Here is a 20841-nt window from a genome sequence, read left to right as displayed (position 1 = left end):
GCCGGTTCTTCACCGGTCACCGCCGGTGTGCGCGAGGTAACGCTCGAGGAGACCCTTGACGACGGGACCCGACGTCGCAGAACCGAATCCACCGCCCCGCACCAGCGCCGTCACCACCACCTCGGGTTCGTCGGCGGGCACCACCGCGGAGAACCACGCGTTGAGTCCGTCTCCCGGTGCCGACGGGTCCTCCGCCGTGCCGGTTTTCGCCGCGGCCGGCACCGGGAGGCTCGCGAGCTGACCGGCGGTACCGGCAGCCGCGGACGCCCGCATCCCCGCCCGCACGGGACCGAGTTCGTCGGCGAAGGACAACCGGTGCGGCGCGACAGTGGCCAGGGGCACCGCGTCCGCTGGTCCGTACGCGGCTGCGAGCCTCGGTGTCACCATCGCGCCCGACGCGATACCCGCCGTCCACCGCGCCACCTGCATCGGCGTGGCGTTGACGGTGCCCTGACCGATCCCCATCAGCAGCGTCGACCCCGGATACCAGGTTCCGCCGATGCTGCCGACGTTCTCCGGTGTGCCGAGGAAACCCTCGGATTCGCTCGGCAGGTCGATCCCCGACCGCGACCCGACGCCCAGTTCGGCGGCGGTCGTCGCGATCCGCTCGGGGCCGAGGAGTTCGGCGAGTTGATAGAAGTAGACGTTGTCCGACCACTGGAGGGCCCCGACCAGACTGTTCGGTCCCATCGGCTGCCAGTTCGCGAACGTGTGTCCACCGTAGGTGTAGGCCGCACCGCCCGCGAGGAGGGCGTCCGGCGGCAGCACGTGGGTCGCGGCGTTCGCCGACGCCACCACGATCTTGAACGTCGAGCCCGGCGGCACCGCGGTCTGGACGGCGTGGTTGAGCATCCGGCCCGGCCCGGTTCCGTCGGTCTGCGCGGCCAGCGCCACCGGGTCGACCGGCGGCCCGTAGATGTTGTTGTCATAGCCCGGGACGCTGGCCAACGCCAGCACCGCGCCGGTTTTCGCGTCCATCACGACCGCGGCGCCGAGGTCGCCGCCGCTGGTGCGCACCGCCTGGGTGAGCAGATCCGTTGCGGCCTGCTGCAGCCCGAGGTCGAGGTGCAGCCGCAGGTCGTAGCCCCGCACCGGGTCGATACGCTCTCCCGTGCCCACCGGCCGCCCCGACGGGTCGACGTACACGCATTGTTTGCCGTCGATGCCACGGAGCAACGCATCGTACTGTCTCTCGAGCCCGGCCTTGCCGACCCGTGACCCGAGGGCGAGGTTCGGTCTGCGTTGCATGTCCTGCTCGTCGGCGATCCCGACATACCCGAGGACCGACGCCAGCATCTCGCCCTGCGGGTACTGCCTGCGTCCCGTCGGATACACCAGAACCCACGGCAGCTGGGCGTCGACGATGCGTCGTGCCTGCTCGGGTCCGACCCGCGCGAGCACGACCTGCAGTTCACCGTCGCCGCGTAGTTCCTCCGCGAGCCGGTCGGGGGTGATGCCGAGCAGCGCGGCGAGCTCGTCGTGCACGGCGGCGTTCCGTTCCGCGAACATGCGGGCGACCACCGCGACAGTGTATTCGGCGACGTTGACCGCCACCGGAACACCACCGCGGTCGAGGATGTGACCGCGTTCGGCGGGCAGGCGGATACAACGCAGCATCTGGGTGTCGCTCGTCGCCCGCAACTCCGCGCCGTGCGCGGTCTGCAACTGCCAGGCGAACATCGACATCGCGACGAGCGAGGCCGTCACCGTCACCGCCCCCGTCGACACCCCACGCGGTCGACGTTGCCGCGCGGATTCGGTGGCCCACAACGTGCGCGTCACCCCGTCGCGACGCACCGCGAGTACCAACCCGATCGACACGAACCCCACGATCGACGCCGTACCTCCGTAACTGAACACCGGTATCGGCATGCCGGTGTGCGGGAGCAGCGACAGGCTCTGCGCGATCGACACGGCACCGTGGATGCCGAACAGTCCACCGATGCCCGCGGCGACGAGTGCCCCCTCTCGGGTCCGTGCCGCGCGCGCGGCGACCGCGGCGCGCCACACGATGACCGCGATGGCCACCGCGACGGCGAGACCCGCGGCCAGCCCCCACCCGTACACGACGCTCGCGAACGCCAGGTCGTGTTCCGATTCGGGCAGGTATTCGGCCCGCAGTCCGTAGTCGGCTTGCCGTCCCAGACCCCACCAGCCGGCGCTGCCGATCGCGATGTCCGCCTGCCACGCCGCCCATCCCGATCCCTGCGGATCGGCGTCGCTCGACAGGAACACGTGGATCCGCTCGAGCTGGTAGGGGCGGAGGAACAGCACGGCCAGCGGAAGGGACGCGATCCCGATCGCGAACAGCGGCAGCAACCGGAGCATCGGTACCCGCGCCAGGACCAGCATCAGCACCACGGTGACCACCAGCACGACGGCGGTCGACAGATCGGGTTGCAGCGCGACCATCACGACGGGCACGGCTGCCACCGCCAGGACGGCGGCGAACCGGGCGAGTGTGTAGCCGCCGGCGAGGATCGCGGCGGGAACCAGGACGAGCGCGAGCTTGGCGATCTCGGAGGGCTGCACCGTGAACACACCGAGGTCCAGCCAACGCTGCGCGCCTTTGGTGGCGATCCCCACGAGCGATACGATCGCCAGCAGCACGACCGAGACGGTGAGCAGAATCCACCCGAACCGGCCGAGGGCTGCGATCCGCATGCGCGAGGTCACCCACATCACGCCGAGCCCGACAGCCGCCAGGATCAGGTGACGTACCGCGAGCGACGTCATGCCCGCCGCGAGCATGTTGAGTGCACCGAGGGCGACGAGGGCGACCGCCGCCGTGACGAGCCACGGGTCGGACGGGCGCCTATCCGCCTTCATGGGCGTCCTCGGGTGGGCAGATGGCGTGCTCCGCGGGCACGTACATCGGTGCCGACGCGGCCTCGGCGGGGTCGGTGGTGACCGCGGCGACGGCGAGGGCGGTGCCGGGTGGCAGGTCGACGCTGCCGATGCCGTAGGTATCCCGGCCGCCGGACGGCACCGGCACGGTGACGGCACCGCCGGGCACGACGGCACCCGTGCACCGGTCGTACACGACCGGGTTCCAGGTGACCGCAGCGATATTCGCAGACGGGTCGACGCCGATGTCGACGCGCAGCGTGCACGCTCGTCCGGCCTCGCAGGAACCGTCGGCGAAGACGGCCGTGAGTCCTGTGATCGGTCCGGCACCGGTCGGTAGTGCGGTGTCGACGGGCCCCGGTTCGGTCGATCCGGGTGGAGGTGCGGCGTCGGGGAGCGGTGGCGGCGGCGACACCGGATCGATCCGATCCTGCATCGCCGACTCGGCCGGCCCGAGCAGGGTGCTCCATCCTTCCCGCAGCTGCGACCACGCGGTGGGGGCCACCCACACCGCCCCCGCGACGACGAGGATCGCCACCAGGCCGAGCACCCATCGGCGCGGCGACCTCCGTCGCTTCTTGCGATGCCACACCGCCCCCACCGGGGGATGCCAGCGGTTCGACGCGAGTACGGTTCCGGTCACCGGGAGCGGAGGTTCCGGCACGTCCACCGACCCGTCCGGCCGTGCCCGCCCGCGGACCGCCGCGACGAGCGCGGACAGTTGGGAGCGTGTTCGCACCACATCGACGCGCTCCAGTTCTGTTGCAGCAGTGTGCTTTACCTGTCGCATCAGGTCGTCCGTGTCCGAGGATCCGGCGATCGCGTCATCCACCCGATCCGCGAGCGTCGCGACGCGACAGTTCGCCGCGATGCGTCGCAGCAGACATGCCGCCGCATCACGCATCGCGTCCTGCGGCCCGGCCGTGCCGGCGCAACCGATCGTGAGCCTGCCGGCCGCGGACACCGTCACGGCATCGCCCCGCAGGGTCGCCGGGGCCCGCCCCCGACCGTGCACCGACCCGAACTGATCGGTCGCATCCGTGACGAGCAGCGCGGCTTGGGCGGGTGTCAGAGTCGCGACCGCGAGCAGACACTCGAGCGTGACACCGCCGCTGTCCGCGCGGCTGCCGGATTCCACGGCAGGTCCCGGTGGAACCTCGACAGGTTCGTGATCCCTCGCGTGGAGCCCCAAGACAGCTTCGCTCATTGCGCATCCCGAAACGCAAGGCCTCCCGCAGCTTTCGGTTAGATCACTGCGAGTGGACGGTGGACCTTCGAACACCCTTCTCGTGCGCCGCACTCTCGTTGTTGAAAACATTGTGGGTCATTCGGGGTGGAGGTGCGTCGGCTTTCGTCCGAAAACGTTGCGGTCTGCGCGGCGCTCACACCCGGCGCTGTCGACGGCCTCACCCTCGGGGCTCACAGCACAGGCGCGAGGTTCACAGGTTCACCGGCCACCGACGGCGCTGTGAGCCTCGCAATCGCGCTGTGAACCCCATCGGCATCGCGGAAGGGCGGCGGCGAGCAACGGAAGCAGGAACAATTCGGGTGTCGCGCCGGGTGCGGCCTGGAAGAACCCGAATATCGGCAACGACCGGCGGTACGTAACGTATTATGCATCAACTCTATTCGCAGGCGATTCCGTCGTCGTCACGATCAAGTTCGGATCGGTACCCCGGAGAACCACGGAGTATCGGTGCGGCACCGGCAACTCGGGCCGCAGTACAGTTCGCGTAGTAGACACTCGGCTCCGGTTGAGGCGCAGGCGGGGGTATGTATTCGGGGGTGTACGCGGGCGCAGGCTGTATGGGCACGGTTGTCGCCGGGGGCGGCGTAGTCACCGGCGACGGTGACGTGTACGAGGTAGTCGTCGTGAGCAGCGGCCGCGGGCTCGATGACTGGATCTCGAGCATCGTCGAATCACCCTCCCCGATGCCCGGTTCCGTTTCGGTGTGCTGCGTCACGGTGCGAGTTACCGTTACGGATTCCACCTGCCCCGGATCGTCGACGGCTTCTCGATCCGAGCCGACCGCGGAGAGCAACACCGCCGCCCCGACAACAGCGATCATCGTGCCACCGAGCGCTACGAAACCCCAGTTTGCTCGCCGATTCTCGGGTGTCGTCGGCTCTCGTACAGGTTGGGCCTCGACTGCCTCCTCAGCTGTGGAGAACAGCGCAGCGCGCGTCGACGTCCCCGCCGAAGTCAGAAGCGCCCTCACAGCGACCGCTACCGGGCTTCTCCATCCGGCCATCACCTTTCCGATCGGATCAGACGACCACTGCGGCCCGGCTTCGACACGTTTGTCGAGCGATAGAGGCGGGAAGCGCGCGGAGTCCGGCGCTCGCAGACCCACCTGGTTACGCCCTGTGACCCGCCCTGAGGTGTCGAAGTCGAACAGTTGAATCCGATGGTCTGTCGCATACTCGACCGCGGTCGGACGGTAGCCACTGAGCGAGTAGTACGCCCTGGCATCGACGGCACCTGCGCTTCGGTCCGTCAGAAACGTGGCCAATTCCGACCGCCCTACGGGGTCGGCACGGAGGGTGATTTTCGCGACGACTCCTTGGGCTCGAACGAGCATTCGCCCCGGACTCCGGCCGGTGTCGAGAACGAACCCGAGCGATCTCAGGTGTCGCTCCACCACGACCTTCGCCTCCGATGGAGTCATCTTCTCGGCCATGATGCCCTCGCAGCCGTGATTCAAGATCAATTGCACACGAGTCGTATCCGCTCGTACCCGCTCACCTGACCTGTCGGTCGGAATTCACTGATCATTACATCCGCGCTGTCTCGGCCACCAGCTTCTACCTCGAGTCTGGTAGCAGTACGGATTCCGGCGATGCCGAATCTGCGCCTGGGGACGAAACCATCCGCTCACGGCCCCGACACGCAGCCCCGGAGTCGCGTCCGGCGAATGGCTTGTGAGTCCACGTGCGGCTCTCACAGCACCGCCCCTGCGACCTCCCCCAATACCCGCCGGGTGGTGGCCACGAGACGGTCGAGCCAGGCGGTCGTCCCCGTCGCGCGACGCAGTAGTTCGTTCGGCAGTTCGATGCTCACGGGCAGCCCCGCGGGCAGGGTCGCCCAGATACCGGCGAGGTCGATTCCCCCGGTTCCTGGCACCAGGCGCTCCTCACGGGCATGACGGATCAGTTCGGCGTCGCCGTGGGGAGCCGGGACGGACCCGTCGCACATCTGCGCGTAGTGCAGCCACTCGCGGGGAATCGCGGCGAGGTCATCGAGGGTGGTCGCGGAGCGGTCCACGTGCAGGGCATCGACGAGTACGCTGCGAGCGGGACCGTCGGCCTGCGACACGACCTCGACCGCGGACTTCGCGTCCGGCACCGCCGTCCACGGCATGAATTCGAGACTCGCGACCATCCCGTACTGCGCGCACAGGTGTGCGAGGCTCGCGTACGAATCGGTGAGGCGGGCACGGTCGAAGTCATCGGCCCCGACGAGTACAGCGCGGGCACCGAGCCGCGCACCGGCCTCGAGCAGCGACCGGTACTTCTCGGCGTCGAATCCTGCTCCGATCCGGATGATTTCGAGGTCGAATACCTCCACCGGGGAGTCGGCGAGGCGACGGACGAGTTCGTCGAGTGCCACCGGGTCCTCATGCAGTGGATAGGCGGTGGTGCCCGGCGCGGCGGGCAGCAGGCGAAGCCCGATCGTGTCGAATCGGTGTCGTTCAGCGAGATCGACGTGCGCGAGCGGTGCGGTGTCGAGGACGGTGAGTGCGGCCAGTCCGAGCGGGGCGGTCATCGGGAGATTCCTGTCGTAGAGGCGAGGCGGCGACCGGCGCGGAAACCGAACGTCATGGCCGGGCCGAGGTTGATTCCACCGGACGGATAGTGACCGCCCATGACGCTGGACTGGTCGACGCCCACCGCGTACAGCCCGCCGATCGGGGTATCGGACGCATCCAGTACCTGCGAGTCGGCGTCGGTGACGAGACCGGCGAAGGTACCGAAGCTACCGGGCACCACTTTCACCGCGTAGAACGGCCCCTTCTCCAGCGGTGCGAGCGAGGCGTTGGGCCACGGATTATCGGCGTCACCGGACCGGACGTTGAACAGCGTCGATCCGCGCCCGAAGTCGGGGTCCTCTCCCACGCGGGCATGTTCGTTGAAGGCGCGCACCGTTTTGTCGAGGCCGTCCGGGTCGACGCCGATCTTCGCGGCGAGGTCGCGGATCGTCGCACCTCGGGTGAGGTAGCCGGATCGCAGGTACGGCCGGATCGGGATCGGGAACGGCTTGGCCATGCCCAGCGGGTAGTGCCGCATGTAGTTCGCGTCGGCAATCAGCCACGAGCACACCTCCTGCCCGTCCGGTACCTGCTCGAGCATCGCGAGAGTGTAGTCGTGGTAGCCGAGCGCCTCGTTGACGAATCGGTGCCCGTCGGCCAGCACCCCGATGACTCCGGGTTTGGCGCGGTCCATGATGTGCGGGAACACGCCTTCCTTGCCGTTGCGGTACCGCACCAGCGATACCGGGCAGTACGCGACCGGGGAGGCGACCGTGCGGTCGAGGCGCCCGCCGACGGATTCGCCGAGCGAGACGCCGTCACCGGTGGTGGTCGGCGGGGTGAGCGTCCAGTGTTCACGACCGGTGGGGGTGCGCGGGAACAACGCCTTGCGCCGGTCCAGGTCTCGAGTGAAGCCGCCGGTGGCGAGGACGACACCGCGCCGCGCGGTGACGGTGTACGCCCCGACCGGGCCACGCAGTCGCACACCGGTCACAGCACCGGTGTCGTCGGTGACCAGTGCGGACGCGGCGGTGGACACGCGGATCTCGACACCGACGTCCAGCGCGGAACGCAGCAACCTCCCGACGAGCGCGGTGCCGTTGACCAACTGCTGGCCGCGACGTTCGGTGACGAGGTCGAACAGGTGTGTCGACACCCGGCGCGCACAGTGCGGGAAGGCTTTCGGCGACCGGGTCGAATGCAGGAACGCCTGCAGGTCGGGGTCCGGCCATGATGCCCATACCGAGGAACGACGTCTCGTACAGTTGCGCGCAGAAGCCGACAAGGACTTCCTCACGAACCATGTGCTCGTCGACGAAGCTCAAGACCTCCACGCCACCCACTGGGCTCTCCTGCGTAACCTCGTGGCAGAAGGGCCGAACGACCTGTTCATCGCCGAAGACTCACACCAGCGGATCTATGGACAACCTGTCGTGCTGGGACGACTCGGAATCAAGATTGTCGGACGTGCTCGTCGCCTGACGCTGAACTACCGCACCACCGCCCAAAACCTGCATTTCGCCGTCAGCATCCTCTCCGGCGCCGACTACAAGGACCTCGAGCAGGGCGAGGAGAGCACCGACGGATACCGGTCGGCGCGCCTCGGACCCAATCCGAAGTTCCTCGAATGTGACGACGCCTCAGACGAACTCGACAAGGTGGCCGACCAGGTCCGCGAATGGCTCGCACCACCTGCCGACCCGAACGAAGCTCCCCTCGACCCGTCGAGCATCGCCGTGCTCACGCGCGGTAAGACCGACCGGACGCAGTTCATTCGCGCCCTGGGCGAACGCGGCATCGACGCCAGAGCACTCGACGACAACCCCTCCACCGCAGGATTCGTACAGGTACTCACCATGCACCGCTCGAAAGGCATGGAGTTCGCCCGAGTCATCCTCGCCGGAATCGACAATGCCCATGTCCCCTCCGCCGCGACCCTGCGCTCGGTTTCAGAGGGGGAACGGGCGGACGCACTGCTGCGAGAGCGTTCGCTGCTCTACGTCGCCGCCTCGCGCGCACGTGACGCACTGGTCGTGACGTGGAGCGGGAAGAAGTCGGAGTTGTTGGGCAGCCCCTCCGAACAGGACGGGTCGTCATGCCCCAGTTGAGGTTGGCCGGCGTCGACCTGCAGATCAACTTCGATACGGTTCAGCCAGCAACGCTCGATCCGGACGATGGGCGCCTGGGCTCGCGAGCAGGCCAGGCCCAATCCATTCGCGATGCGAAGGACTCGACCCTGCCGGCCCCAATGCACGAATCCACGAGTCACCCAACCACCTCTCGTCGATTCGGGCGATCGTCGTCCTACCGTGCTGCCAGGCCGTACACGCTGGGTCCGCGTTCCGGTAGTCGGTCCACCCTGCCCTGCGAGACGAGGTCCACGACTGTCGACTCGATGTGCTCGCGGTCCTCGCCGAGCCGGTGAGCGAGATCCGACAACGAGACCGGACCGGATTCGAGTGCTCCGAGAATCCTCGACGCCAGTGGGGACTCCGCACCCGGATCGGGTTCGATCGGTGTGGCGGCACCGAAGCCTGAGCCGACCTCGACGTCCGTGTCTTCGACTTCGCCGGCGACCCGGTATTCGGTCCGCTTGCCCGGAACGGGGATTTCGCTGACCACACCGGCTTCGAGAAGTTCGTCCAGCTCGGCGAGCACAATCTTCCAGTCCATGTCGAGCCGACCCGCGATCTCGACGACCGGAAGGGATTCGTGCCCGAGCGTCGTCACGATCGTGTCGCCCAGCGGCGACACCGTCGGCCGCGCAGGAACCTCCGCGGGATTCAGCAGTTCGGTGTCAGCGACCTTCGACGTCTCCACCGTCGCAGGCTCGACCGCTGCCACCGCCGGTTCCGGTTGCACCTCCGGATGCTCGGCGATGTCGACAACATCGTCAGCCGAAGTGTCGTCGTCGACCAACTCGACCGGGGCCCAGTTCTCCTCGGGAGCGGCAGCTACGTCCGCAACCCCGACAACGTTGGGTGTGATCCCGCGTCGTTCGAGTTCGGCCCACAGCCCGGTCAGCGACCCGACCGGGTCGAGGTAGTACTCGGATTCGCGGATCCGCCAGAACTTCCACCCGCATCGCTGAAGCTCACGTTCCCGTTCGAGGTCGGCTCGCTGCTGGTCGGGGCTGCTGTGCCAGTGGTCGCCGTCGCACTCGACCGCGAGTTTGCCGGCCGCACCCGTCACCACCAGGTCGATGCGTCGTCCGTTCGCTTCGACCTGAGGATTCACGTGATAGCCGCGCGCCACGATGTCGAGGAACACGCGTTGCTCGAAGAGACTGTCGAACGCGTCGTGTCGCTCGTCGCGGGTGACGCCGTCGGGCATGGGTTCCGCCGGCGCCGGCGACGTCGACTGCATGTACGTGAGCAACGAATGACGAAGGTCCGTGGCCCGCAGCGAATCGGCGGTCCGGGAGTGGAACAGCCACAGCTGGTCCTGCGCGCGCGACGCCGCCACGTTGAACCGTCGCTGGTATTCGGTCTTCGTCATCGCGGCGATGTTCTGCTCGGGCGCCACAACCATCGACAGGAACACCACGTGCCGTTCGTCGCCCTGGAAGTCCGGGGGCGTGCCGACGCGGAGCCGGCGCTCTTCCCACTGGTCGGGGGTGAGTCGGTCGAGCAGTTCGTTCTGGATGACGTCGACCTGCGACTGCCCTTGCAGGACGACGACCCCGAAGGTCTTGCCGTCGTATGCTTTGTCGTCGAGGCACGTCGCGAGCGCATCGGCGAGCGCCCGCGCCTCGACCCGGTTGGTCAGCGACGCATTGCGGCCGGTGACGACACCGCCTTCGACGTAGGTGGTGCGCAGCGGCGGTAGCCTGTCGGCACCGAACTGCCGCACCGGTACCAGTGGGGCGTCCGCGTAGAACTGGTTGCTCGACCAGTTGATGATCTCCGGCATGCAGCGGAAGTGCTCGCGCAGTCGAATGATGCTCCCGAAACGGGAACGTAGCAGCGAGAACACGCTCGATCGTGGTGTGAAACTGTCGCGCAGATACTTCGGGATGTCCGACAGGTACGAGTCGAGCCGACTGAACACGCCGTCGAGCGCACCCGACGCGACGTCACTCGGCGCGCACTGCTTGTCGTCGCCGACGACGATCACGCGCGGCGCCAGCCACAGCAGGAACAGGCTGCTGATGTCGGCCTGGCTCGCTTCGTCGACGATGACGACGTCGAACGAATTCTGTTCGGGCGGAATCGATGCCAACACCTGCTGCAACGGCATCACCCATGCCGGGACGGCGCCCTGCGCGACCTGCATGGCTTCACGCGCACCCGCTCGGTACCGTTCGGCGTACTTGCCGGTGCCCTTGCCGATGCTGGCGACGTGGTCACGGTACGTCTGCAGTGCTTGAACCTGCGTCGCCGTCGTGCGGTCGAGGCATGAACTCCACGCTTTTTCGGCCGCGAGTTGCGCGGTGAGCCGGGCGATGTCCTTCTCCACGACGTCGAGTGCATGCTCGAGTGGGCTGTCCCGACGCTCGTGGTGGTGCCGCACCCATTCTTCGGCCCGGCGCCACGCCCACGCACTGTCGATGGAGGTGAGTCGCGCCGACCGGTCCGGGTTCGTCGGGTCGTCCGCGATCGCCTGCGCGAGCGCCGGTGCCGCATCGGCCAACCGGGTGTGCAGCGACTCGAGTTGCATTTCCTCGTGGTGTTCACGGACCGCGACGTCCCAGGCGTCGAGCGCCGCGCGGATACCGGCGCCGTCGGCGTCGTGCAGGGCCTGCGTCAATGCCTGGCCTTCGGGTGACGCGCCGCGGACGGTCGCGTCGCGCACGCGGGCGGCCACCGACTCGAGCCAGGATCTGCTCGCCTCGGCACTGCTCGCGGCGGCGATGGCGTGCGCCGAGTCGCCGACCGACCGTGCCTGGGCGATACTCGCGATCCGCGGTGCATCCGGGCTCACCGCCTGCAGCGCGTCGCTGACGTCGCGGACGCGCGCGGTGAGGGCGTCGACGATCGTCCGGTCACGGTCGATGTGGGTGAGGATGCCGACGGCGCGGCTGCGCGACCCGTCGAGGGGGATGTCGATTCCGAGGTCGTGCAGGATGACGCCGACTGCTCGTGCGATGTCCAGGGCGCGGAGGTGTTCGGCGACGATCCGCACGGTCGGTGCCGTTGTGGCGGCCACACCGTCGACGGTCGCGAGTGGGCCGAGCGCCTCGACGGCCGATTGCTCGTCGCTTCTCCGGAACCGCGACAGGCCGGTGCGCCACGACTCCCCCGCGTCGAGTTTGTCGGCCAGCGCCTCGTACGCGTCGAACGCTGCCCGGCCGACCGCGGGTGTCTCCACCGTGTGGGTGTCGACGAATCGGTCGGCTTCCTGCGCCATCCGGACGAGTTCGGGAATCTGTGCGGTCTTGCCCCACAGGTGATGTGCCTGGCCGGACAGGACGTGATCGGCCGCGCGCTGGAAGCGCGGGTCGAGTTGGTCGACATCGCGTAGGGCGCCGCGCAACTGCTCGCAGAGCCCCTGGATGCGGGTCAGTGTGTCGGGCGATGCCCCCTCCAGCATCCGCAGCAGGCCCGGCACCTCACCGCCGGTCGCGGCGCCGGGTGCCTGCGCGATCACATCGCACGCGTTCTGAAGGTCCGCGATGGGGGGAAGGGAGAGTTCCGGGAAGACCTGGCGGCGACGTCGCGCGCGTTCGGTGCTGGACCGTTGGTGCAGGGACAGCAGGGTGTGCAGTTCCTCCGCGGTGAGCGGAGGTGTGTCGGCGAGGATCGGAACGGGCAGCCAGCCGTGCCGGGTGGCCTGCTCGTCGACCTGGCGGACGATCGACGCGGCCGTGCCCTGATAGCCGGTCGCGACCTCCGGATGAACGTAGGTCTCCGATTCTCGGGACTGCCGGATCTGTTCGGTCAGCACGGCCCGACGACTCAGTGCGTCGTCGCGTTGCGCCGCGAGTTCGTCGATCCGCTGCCTGGTGCGGGTCGGGTTGAACTGTGCTTTGCGGGTGGCGATCTCGCTGACGCTGCGATTGAGTTCGGCGGATCCTCCGCGGGCGGCGTCGGTGACCGACACGCACAGTTCCTGCATCTCGCGCGGAAGTTTGTCGCGCAGCACCCGCAGCGCCTGGGCTTTCTCGCTGGTGACGAGCACCCGCTGGCCGCGCGCCAGCAGCGCGGAGACGAGGTTCGCGATGGTGTGGGTCTTGCCGGTGCCCGGTGGGCCTTCCACGACGACACCGCTGTCGCCGGTGAGCCGATCGATGATGTCGCGCTGCTCCTGGTTCGCCGGCAGCGGGAACAGCGGGTCCTCGGCGATCAGCGCCGACGACGCCGTGCCCGACCGGTCGAGCCAGGCCACCCGGTCGGCGGGTTCGATCGCTTCGACGAGTTGTGCGAGCCCGAGCGGCACCCGGCTCGACTCACCGGCAGCCGCCTCGGTCATGCGGTCGTAGTACTCGATCAGCGCGTAGGCTCCGCGTTTGCGGAGAACCAGCGTGGGTGACGGCGTCAGGAGTTTGTCGGGCGACGATGCGTCCTCGGCGCGGTCGACGACGTCGACGCGCACGGTGAGGGCACGGTCGGCCCAGTCCTTGAGGAACACGGCGGCGGCCGGGTCGACGGGTGAGGCGACACGCGTCGCCAAGGATTCGTGCAGGTTGCGGGTGCCGGACGGGTCGAACACCTCGAGTCCGGTGAGGAGCTGAGTGTCCTCGAGCGACGGCCCGGCCTCCGGGTTCAACCGCACCAGCAGATCGCCGGAGGCGGCGTGTCGCTCGATCACCGTGGACTGCGTGATCAGGTGCGTGCGGACCTGGTCACCCGCCACCTGGGATGACAGCTGAAGCAGTCCCGACGCGATGACGAGTTCCAGCGACTCGGGTTGCGCTTCGAGATCGAGCAGTGCGCGCTGCAGGAACGTGTAGAGGTGCCATGCGGGACGCCGCTCCCGGTCGACCGCTGCCCACGCCCGCCACTCGTCGAGCCAGGTGTCGAAGCCGTCGAGGTCGGCGGGAGCGTCCGCGCCGAGCGTCGGTTCGACCGCGGAGTCGCCGATCGATCCCCGGAGGTACGTCGCGACCGGTGTGGGAGGCCGCGGCGGATCCTCGAGATGGACACGCCGCGCGCGGAGGACGACGTCACCGGCCGCGGCGTCGGTGCTGAGACCGACGTCGAGGTTGCCCTCGAGGGGCATGACGGCACGGTGTTTCTCCGCGACGCGGACCGGAGCGCTGCGGGCTTTGACCAGCTCGGACAGGAAGGCGAGCAGGCGTTGCACACGATCCTTCAGCTCGGGATCGTTCTCCTTCGACTCCACACCCACTCCACTCACCCTGCAGCCTCGACCGTGATCCGACGAAACGGACGAGTTCACCATAGGAAAGAGGGGGGACACGTGTGTGCCCGGCCCGCCCCTGGTGGCGTCCGCCCTTCCCGCTCGTCGCCCTCACCGCAGCTGTTTTGCGCGAACAACAATCATGCAGTACATCTCACAGCGCAGGGGAGGGTGTTACACCGTCGGCCGGTTGTCGCCGAGCTTCAGGGCACGCAACCCCTGGTCGACGCACGGCACCGCGTCCGCCCCCCACTCGTCGGTCCCGGTGGTCGGATCGGATCGGGGGGTGGGTACGGTTCGTCCGTCCACGTGCGGGAGGGGGTGCAGGTGGGCGCGCGCACGGCCGTCGGCGAACCCTCTCACCGGAGGACGAGACGGAGACCTGCGATGGCGAGAAGGCATGCCCGAACAACTGTGGCGGTGCTCGCGCTGGCGGCGACGGTCGCGGTGGTCGGATGCACGGGCGCGGGCGAGTCGAGCAGCAGTGCCGCGGCGCAACCGCAGGCGCTGATCCCGGCCGCACCGGGTGAGCTCGATCCGGGCCCGTACCGCAGGACGCCGCTCGACATCGACGCACCGGTCGTGCCCAACGCGGCGGCGGGCAGCTACCGCGAGAGTCAACGCCTCGCGGAAGCCGTCGTTCTGCCCGTCGAGGTGGACGCCGAACTCGTCACACCGTCAGCACGCGACACCTATTCCATCCCCGACGGGAAGATTCTCTCGTTCGCGCTCACCGGGCAGATCGACGAGGCGATTCCCGCGATCGCCGAGAAGTACGGGTACTACGCGGGATTCACCACCCGGCGACGGACCGACCTGGGGTTCGAGGTGGGGACGAGACGCATCATGACGCACGCGGTGCTGCAGTTCCCGGACGCGGAGTCCGCGGTACACGCCTCCGCCGACCTGCACCGCGACAGCCTCACCCGGAGCTCGGTGATCATCCCGGACCTGCCCCCACCCACCGAGTATCCGATGGTGTCGCTGCCCGACAGTTTCGTGGGTGTCAAGACCGGGGACAGCTACGTGATCGGCAGTTCGTTCACCCCGTACGACTGTTACGTCATCCACACCGAGCTCGACGCCATGGCCTTTCCCGGCGCCACGATCGACCCGTGGTCGTGGGTCGAGACCACGATGGCAACGACCCTGGATCTGCAACGAACCCTGCTCGACGGATTCCACCCCACCGACCCGGCAGACCTGACGGCGCTGGAGGTCGACCCCGACGGCGTTCTTCGGCTCACCGTGCCGTACGGCCGCGACGACTCGGGGGACTTCAACGCCATGTCGGTGTTCGGGGTGCGAGGGGCCGCGCACCTCGCCGCCGATCAGGCGGGCACGCTCGACGCGCTGACCGCCACCGGCACCGACCATTTCGCGGTCAACGCAACGAACATCTACAGGTCCGAGACCGTCGGGGGCGCCGAAGAACTGCTGGGCACGATGCCCGACCTGCTCCGTGCTCGCGGTAGCAGCATCGAGGTTCCCGGACCACCCGGGGTGCCGAACAGCCTGTGCTTCGAGATCGTCGACGCCCTGACGGAACACGTGACGTGTGCGGTGCAGCACGGGCCGTACGTCGCGGAGGTCTCCGGCGACACCGGGAAGCAGGCGCATCAGCTGGCGACCGCGCAGTACCTCATCTTCGAGGGCGATGCCGCCGGCGGCTGATCGGGCGCCCGCCGCGCCTACCCGCGCGGACCGTAGATACTCGGTCCCCACTCGGGCAGGCTCTCGGCGCGACCGTGTTCCACGAGGCCACCCATCGTCGCCTCGATCTGCTCCCGCGGCTCCCCCAACCAGAACTCGAGATCGGCGAGGGACACCGTTCCGCGTTCCGTCAGCACGTCCACGATCCGGTCCGCGAGCCTCGACGGCTCCGTGGTCGCCGCGACCGGTCCCGCACCGACAACCCGGTACTCGGCCCTCTCCCCCGGCGCGGACGATTCCTCGACGACCCCCGCGACGACGAGTTCCTCGAGCACCGCGAGCACAACCGTCCAGTCCATGTCGAGACGCCCGGCGAGTTCGACCACCGCGTGCGACTCCGCACCCAGCGCATCCACGATCATGTCGGCGAGCCTCGACGACGCCGACGTCCCCACCGACGATTCGGGGAGCGGAGCGTCCTCCGCGACCGGCTCCGTGATCACCGGAATCATCTCCGTGATCGCATCGTCGACGGTCGGCTCCGGCCTGCGCACCTGCACGACGACGGGCGCCGGCGCAGCGGGAACCGCCGGCGCTTCCCCGACATCACCGGCGTCCTCGAACACCCACGCGTCGTTCACCGGTTCCGGCGGCACCCACCCCTCGCCGGGCCTCGCGGCACCGGACGGCTCACAGGTGATGCCGCGCCGATCGAGCTCACCCCACAACCCGGACAGCGCCGCCACCGGATCCAGGTAGTACTCGGATTCCCGGACCCGCCAGAACCGCCACCCGCTCCGCTGCAGCTCCCGCTCCCGGTCGACATCCTCGCGTTGCCGCTCCGGGTTCGTGTGCCAACGGTCGCCGTCGCATGCGACGGCGAGCCTGCCGGCGTCGCCCGTCACCACCAGGTCGAGGACATACCCGTTGACCTCCACCTGCGGATTCACGTGATATCCGCGGGCGGCGATGTCGAGGAACACGTTCTGTTCGAAGACGCTGCCGAACGCCTCGTGCCGCTCGTCGCGCGTCACCCCCTCCGGCATCGGCGGGGCCGAGGTCGGGGGTATCGACTGCATGTGGGTGAGCAGCGAATGCCGCAGGTCCGTCGACCTCAGGGTGTCCGCCGTCCGCGAATGGAACAACCACAGCTGGTCCTTCGCCCGCGACGCGGCCACATTGAACCGTCGCTGGTATTCGGTGCGCGTCATCGCCGCGATGTTCTGTTCGGGCGCGACGACCATCGACAGGAACACCACGTGCCGCTCGTCGCCCTGGAAGTCCGGGGGTGTACCGACACGCAATCTGCGTTCGTCCCACTGCGCGGGGGTGAGCCGGTCGAGCAGTTCGTTCTGGATGACGTCGACCTGCGACTGCCCCTGCAGGACGACCACACCGAACGTCTTCCCGTCGTACGCGTCGTCGTTCAGGCAGTGCACGAGGGTGTCGGCGAGCGCCCGGGCCTCCACGCGGTTCGTCAACGTCGAGTTCTGCCCGGTGACGACACCACCGTCGACGAAGCTGGTGCGCAGTGGCGGAAGCCGGTCGGACCCGAACTGCCGCATCGGCACCAGCGGTGCGTCCGCGTAGAACCGGTCGCTGGACCACGAGATGATCTCCGGCATCGACCGGAAATGCTCCCGCAACCGGATGACGCTCCCGAACCGTGAACGCAGCAGCGAGAACACACTCGATCGCGGAGTGAACCCGTCGCGCAAGTACTTCGGGATGTCCGACAGGTACGAGTCGAGACGACTGAACACCCCGTCGAGTGCACCCAACGACACCTCGCTCGGCGCGCACTGCCGGTCGTCGCCGACGACGATCACGCGCGGCGCCAACCACAGCAGGTACAGGCTGCTGATGTCGGCCTGGCTCGCCTCGTCGACGATGACGACGTCGAACGAATTCTGTTCGGGCGGAATCGATGCCAACACCTGCTGCAACGGCATCACCCACGCCGGGACGGCGCCCTGCGCGACCTGCATGGCCTCACGTGCCGCGGCACGATAACGTTCCGCGTACCGTCCGGTGCCCTTGCCGACGCTCGCGATGTGATCACGGTAGGAGTGCAGAGCCTGCACCTGCTCGGCCGTCGTGCGTTCGAGGCACGCGCTCCACGCCTGCTCCGCGGCGAGCTGCGCCGTCAACCGCGCGATGTCCTGCTCGACGGCGTCGAGATCACGCCCGAGCTGTCCGTCGGCGCTCTCGTGTCGGTCGCGTACCCACCGCTCCGCGCGCCGCCACGCCCACGCACCGTCGATGTAGGCGAGGCAGGCGGGCCATCCCGGATCCCACGGTGTCGTCGCGATCGCCTGCGCGAGCGCGGGTGCCGCCTCCGCCAACCGCTCGTGCAAGGCGACGAGTTCGAGTTCTTCACGGTGTTCGTGGACCGCCTGCTCCCACGCGCCCAGCGCCGCGCTGATCGCGTCGAAGTCCCTGTCGTGGAAGGCTTGCGCCAACGCGGTGGCCTCCGGCGACACGCCGTCCGCGGTCTCGTCCTGCACATACACGGCGACGGACTCGAGCCACGTCTTGTTCGCCTCCGCATTTCCGACCGCCGCGATCGCCCGCGCGGATTCCGCCACCGCCCGGGCCTGGTCGATGGTCGCGATCCGCGGCGCGCCCGGATTGATGTCCTGCAACGCCGATTCGACCGCGCGTGCACGCGCGGTGAGATCGTCGATGATCGCGCGATCACGGTTGACGAACGCCAGAGCCCCGACGGCGCGGCTACGCGACTCGTCCGCGGGGAGTTCGATGCCGAGATCACGCAGGATGATGCCCACCACCCGCACCGCGTCGAACGCACGCATGTGCTCGGCGACGATCCGCACCGTGGACGCGGTGGTCGCGGGAACCCCGTCGACGGTCGCGGGCTCACCGAGCGCCTCCACGGCCGACTGTTCGTCGCTGCGCCGGAACCGGGCGAGGCCGGTGCGCCACGTGTCGCCGGCGTCCAGCCTGCGGGCCAGCGCGTCGTACGCCTCGAACGCCTTCCGCCCGGCGACGGGTGTCTCGACGATGCTGGTACCGACGAGGCGGTCGGCGTCCTGCGCGGCCTGCACGAGATCTTGGAGTTCGGCGGTCTTCCCCCACAGGTGCTGCGCCTGCCCGGACAGGACGGCGTCCGCCATGCGCTGGAACTGCGCGTCGAGTCGCTCCGCCTCCTGCAGGGCGCCCTGCAGCTGTTCGCACAGGTCATGGATGCGGGTGAGTTCGTCGGGTGAGGCCCCTTCGAGGACGCGCAGCAGCCCCGGCAGCTCACCGCCGGTCGCGTCACTGTTCGCCTGCGCGACGGCGTCGCACGCGTACCGGACGTCGCCCACCGTGGGGAGCGACAGGTCGGGGAACACCTGGTGTCGACGCTGCGCGCGCTCCGCCGTCGAACGTTGATGCAGGGACAGGAGCGTGTGCAGCTCGTCGACGGTCAGCGGCGGGGTGTCGGCGAGGACCGGTCCGGGCAGCCACCCGTGCCGGGCCTGCTGCGTGCGAACCTGACGGACGATGGCCGCGAGCGTCCCGGCGTAGCCGGGCACGGCCTCGGTGTGGACGACCGTCTCCTCCGCGCGCGCCTGCCGGACCTGCTCCGTCAGCACCGCCCGGCGGTTCAGCGCCTCGGTGCGTTGCGTCGCGAGATCCTCGATGCGACGCGCAACCCGACTCGGGTTGAATTGTGCTTTGCGGGTTGCGATTTCGCTGACGCTACGGTTGAGTTCGGCCGAGCCTCCGCGGGCCGCGTCGGTGACCGACACGCACAGTTCCTGCAGTTCCGGTGGAAGCTTGTCGCGCAGAACACGCAGCGCCTGCGCCTTCTCACTGGTGACCAGCACCCGTTGACCGCGCGCCAGCAGCGCCGACACGAGATTCGCGATGGTATGCGTCTTGCCGGTACCCGGAGGCCCTTCGACGACGACACCGCTGTCGCCGGTGAGTCGATCGAGGATGTCGCGCTGCTCCTCGTTCACCGGCAGGGGGAACAGCGGATCGTCCGCGAGCAACGCCGCCGACCCGCTGCCGGTGCGGTCGAGCCACGCAACGCGGTCGGCCGGCTCGATGGCTTCGACGAGCTGCGCCAGGCCCAGCGGCACCGGGTTGGACTCGTCGGCCGCCGCCTCGATCATGCGCTCGTAGTACTCGATGAGCGAATGCGCGCCACGTTGCCGGAGAACCAGCGCCGGCGACACCGTCAACGTCCGGTCGGGCGAGGGTGCGTCGTCGGCTCGTGTGTCGTCGGCTCGGTCGACGAGGTCGACGTGCACGGTGAGCGCGCGGCCGGCCCAGTCCTTGAGAAACACCTCGACTGCCGGGTCGATCGGCGAAGCGACACGTGTCGCGAGGGATTCACGCAGGTGACGGGTGCCCGACGGGTCGAATGCCCCGAGCCCGGTGAGCAGCTGGGTGTCTTCGAGGGACGGGCCGGCATCAGGGTTCAGCAGGACCAGCAGGTCGCCGGAATCGTCGTGGCGTTCGACGACGGTCGACTGCGTGATCAGGTGCGTGCGTACCTCCTCGCCCGCCGCATCCGCGGGCAGGTGCAGCAACCCGGACGCGACGACGAGCTCCAGCGACTCGGGTTGGGCTTCGAGGTCGAGCATCGCGCGCTGCAGGAAGCTGTAGAGACGCGCTGCGGGTCGTCGCTCGCGGTCGACGGCCGCCCAGGCACGCCATTCGGTGAGCCACGTGTCGAAGGCGTCGACCGTCGCGGGCGCTCCGGAGGTGAGGGTGGGTTCGGCACCGGAATCGTCGATTGTGCCGTTGACGTGCGGCGCAACCACTGCGGGAAGCGGCGGTGGCTCCTCGAGATGCACTCGCCGTGCCCGGAGGACGACCTCGCCTGCGGTGGCGTCGGGGCTGAGCCCGATGTCGAGATCGCCGTCGTCGAGCGGCAGCACACCCCGATGGTCGTCGAGGTTGCGGACCGGCGCGCTGCGGGCTTTGACGAGCTCGGACAAGAAGGCGAGCAAACGCTGCACACGATCCCTCAGTTCGGGGTCGTTCTCCCTCGACTCCACACCCACTCCCATCACCGTCCCGAGACCTCACCCACCCGTCGCCGGAACGGGTAGGCACCACCTTAGGAACCATCGCCGACAGTGTGCATGGCCGGTCCCCGTTCCCGCTCCCATCATGCGCGAACATCGCCGCCCCCACGACCACCACCCGAGACGACTTCGACCTGTTCCCGCGGACCCGATCGTCTCCCGCGCCCGCTACAGCAACCGCGCGAAACAACTACGTCCGCGGGAGCCAACGGTCGGATCGGCAACTGCCGCACCTTGTTGCGTTG

8 protein-coding genes and 2 pseudogenes are annotated in these 20841 nt (G+C 68.7%); 2 read left to right on the top strand and 8 right to left on the bottom strand.

The window, feature by feature from the left end:
* Positions 1–9: 9 nt before the first annotated feature.
* From LDQ05_RS07140 to LDQ05_RS07120, 5 genes and pseudogenes are all read right to left on the bottom strand, one after another.
* Entirely contained in the window at positions 10–2829 is a 2820-nt protein-coding gene (locus LDQ05_RS07140; protein ID WP_226436202.1) for an FtsW/RodA/SpoVE family cell cycle protein, read from the bottom strand.
* Entirely contained in the window at positions 2816–4054 is a 1239-nt protein-coding gene (locus LDQ05_RS07135; RefSeq protein ID WP_226436201.1) for a hypothetical protein, read from the bottom strand. The genes LDQ05_RS07140 and LDQ05_RS07135 overlap by 14 nt, the downstream gene beginning before the upstream one ends.
* Before the next feature lie 418 nt (positions 4055–4472).
* Positions 4473–5528 (bottom strand): excalibur calcium-binding domain-containing protein, encoded by a 1056-nt coding sequence (locus LDQ05_RS07130; protein WP_226436200.1) that lies wholly within the window; start codon positions 5526–5528, stop codon positions 4473–4475.
* Positions 5529–5788: 260 nt separating this feature from the next.
* Positions 5789–6613 carry a sugar phosphate isomerase/epimerase family protein gene (locus LDQ05_RS07125; protein WP_226436199.1) on the bottom strand — a complete coding sequence of 275 codons (825 nt, stop codon included), beginning with the start codon at positions 6611–6613 and terminating at the stop codon, positions 5789–5791.
* Positions 6610–7864 (bottom strand): annotated as a pseudogene (locus LDQ05_RS07120) (FAD-dependent oxidoreductase); the annotation flags it as partial. The pseudogene LDQ05_RS07120 and the gene LDQ05_RS07125, both read right to left, overlap by 4 nt.
* Here LDQ05_RS07120 and LDQ05_RS07115 point away from each other — a divergent pair.
* Positions 7856–8704: pseudogene (locus tag LDQ05_RS07115) on the top strand (3'-5' exonuclease); the annotation flags it as partial. The pseudogenes LDQ05_RS07120 and LDQ05_RS07115 overlap by 9 nt on opposite strands.
* 196 nt (positions 8705–8900) lie before the next feature.
* Here the strand turns inward: LDQ05_RS07115 and LDQ05_RS07110 are convergent.
* The gene (locus tag LDQ05_RS07110; RefSeq protein ID WP_308013169.1) at positions 8901–13880 is read right to left on the bottom strand and encodes a PDDEXK-like endonuclease domain-containing protein; all 4980 of its coding nucleotides are present in this window, start codon (positions 13878–13880) and stop codon (positions 8901–8903) included.
* A gap of 192 nt (positions 13881–14072) precedes the next feature.
* On the bottom strand, positions 14073–14207 hold the full coding sequence (locus LDQ05_RS19705; protein ID WP_264184562.1) for a hypothetical protein: 135 nt from the start codon (positions 14205–14207) through the stop codon (positions 14073–14075).
* A 78-nt stretch (positions 14208–14285) separates the two neighbouring features.
* Between LDQ05_RS19705 and LDQ05_RS07105 the strand changes: the two genes are divergently transcribed.
* Complete coding sequence (locus LDQ05_RS07105; protein ID WP_226436197.1) at positions 14286–15572, top strand: DUF7373 family lipoprotein; 1287 nt, start codon at positions 14286–14288, stop codon at positions 15570–15572.
* A 17-nt stretch (positions 15573–15589) separates the two neighbouring features.
* On the opposite strand, the gene LDQ05_RS07100 is transcribed toward LDQ05_RS07105, so the two are convergent.
* On the bottom strand, positions 15590–20566 hold the full coding sequence (locus LDQ05_RS07100; protein ID WP_226436196.1) for a PDDEXK-like endonuclease domain-containing protein: 4977 nt from the start codon (positions 20564–20566) through the stop codon (positions 15590–15592).
* Positions 20567–20841 lie beyond the last annotated feature (275 nt).

This window comes from Rhodococcus yananensis (assembly GCF_020515525.1).
GTDB lineage: Bacteria > Actinomycetota > Actinomycetes > Mycobacteriales > Mycobacteriaceae > Rhodococcus > Rhodococcus yananensis.
This window is presented reverse-complemented; position numbering and strand designations above follow the sequence as displayed.